This is a genomic window from Streptomyces sp. NPDC015032 (genome assembly GCF_043080425.1).
GTDB lineage: Bacteria > Actinomycetota > Actinomycetes > Streptomycetales > Streptomycetaceae > Streptomyces.
The window spans coordinates 1-1,652 of the sequence record NZ_JBIBVN010000117.1; the positions used below are offsets into that span (position 1 = coordinate 1).

The 1,652-nt window shown below is 66.5% G+C and carries 2 protein-coding genes; both read left to right on the forward strand.

From position 1 onward, the window contains the following. Positions 1–48 precede the first annotated feature (48 nt). Positions 49–924 carry an IS5 family transposase gene (locus tag ACF08M_RS41610; protein WP_392190520.1) on the forward strand — a complete coding sequence of 292 codons (876 nt, stop codon included), beginning with the start codon at positions 49–51 and terminating at the stop codon, positions 922–924. Between the two features lie 166 nt (positions 925–1,090). Then, entirely contained in the window at positions 1,091–1,573 is a 483-nt protein-coding gene (locus tag ACF08M_RS41615) for a GNAT family N-acetyltransferase (protein WP_392190521.1), read from the forward strand. The last annotated feature ends 79 nt before the right edge of the window (positions 1,574–1,652 follow it).

The window sequence follows — 1,652 nt, forward strand, 5'->3', positions numbered from 1 at the left end:
CTAGGGCGTGTATCGAAATGGATCTCGGCCTATGCATGATCGTGGCTCATGGGGCGGGGAGACCTGACGGATGAGCAGTGGGCAGTATTGGAGCCGCTCTTGCCGCAGAGGACGAAGGCTGGGCGGCCGCCTGTCTGGCCGCGGCGGCAACTGATCGACGGCATACGGTTCCGGGTCCGGACCGGTGTTCCGTGGCGGGACGTACCCGTCGAGTACGGGCCGTGGGCCCGGATCTACGACTTGTTCCGCCGGTGGCAGCGGGATGGCACCTGGCACCGGGTCCTCACCCAGCTTCAGTCCCTGGCCGACGCGAAGGGTGAGATCAGGTGGGACCTGAGCGTCGACTCCACCGTGTGCCGTGCTCATCAGCATGCGGCTGGGGCCCGAAAGCAGGGCGACTTGCAGAAGGAACCGCCAGGCGGTGTCTTCACCGAACCCCGTGACCACGGACTGGGACGCTCGCGCGGAGGGTTCACTACCAAGCTGCACCTGGCTGTCGAGCAGGGCCAAAAGCCCTTGTCCATGGTGGTGACGGCCGGGCAGCGAGGCGACTCGCCGCAGTTCGAGATTGTGATGGAGAAAGTTCGTGTGCCCCGCGTCGGCGTGGGCCGGCCACGCGTCCGTCCCGATCGCGTGCGCGCTGATAAGGCGTACGCCTCCCGCATGAACCGCGCCTACCTGCGTAGACGCGGTATCCGCTGCACCATCCCGGACAAGGCTGACCAGGCGCGTAACCGCAAGCAGCGCGGCTCCCTCGGCGGCCGGCCGCCGAAGTTCGACCCCGTCGACTACCGCGAGCGCCACGCGGTCGAGTGCGGAATCAATCGCCTCAAGAGGCACCGCGCCGTCGCCACGCGATACGACAAGTTGGCGGTCCGCTATGAGGCGACCGTCCTCATCGCTGCCATCAACGAGTGGCTGTGATCGAAGCGTGCGAAGTGCGCGCCGGGCGCTAGGATGCGAATCATGGAGTGCTTTGACACTTGGCGCACACGTCACTGAGGGGCCCCGACTCACCGCCAAGCCTGTGGCCGGGAGCGGGCCTTGTTCCGCCCGGATATCAAGCCCTCAGCCTGAGAGGCACACGTCCATGCGTGTCCGCGCGTTCACCCAGCATGACCTCGCAGCACTCACCGAACTGACCATCGACACGTTCCGGCCGTTCTACGAGGATTCCTTTCGCCCCTTGATGGGCGAGGCCGTCTTCGCCGTTCAGCACGGCAACTGGCGCGATGACTACCGCAAACAGGTCGCCCAACTCCATGTACCCGAGCAGCACACCTACGTCGCCATCGCCGAAGCAGAAGGCGCCATCGCGGGCTACGTGGCGTGGAGCGTCGCCCCGGCCCACAAGAAGGGGGAGATCACGATCCTCGCCGTCTCGACCCGGCACCGACGGCACCATGTAGGCACCGCACTGTGCGAGCACGCCTTCGAACAGATGCGGGCCCTCGGTGCCGAGGTCGTTGAGATTGGCACCGGAGGAGACCAGTTCCACGCACCGGCCCGAGCCCTCTACGAGGCGCTCGGGTGCACAGTCCTCCCACTCACGGTCTACTTCCGTCAACTCTGACACCTCCCGGACGGGCGCCCGAGGGCGCCCGTCCGGGTTCGGAGGTCGGCAGCAAGCCCACTTCCATAACAGGCCCTAG

What these genes read in the sequence shown, in the direction of transcription:
- ACF08M_RS41615 (WP_392190521.1), top strand. Translation starts at nt 1,091, where the DNA reads ATGCGTGTCCGCGCGTTCACCCAGCATGACCTCGCAGCACTCACCGAA.
- ACF08M_RS41610 (WP_392190520.1), top strand. Translation starts at nt 49, where the DNA reads ATGGGGCGGGGAGACCTGACGGATGAGCAGTGGGCAGTATTGGAGCCG.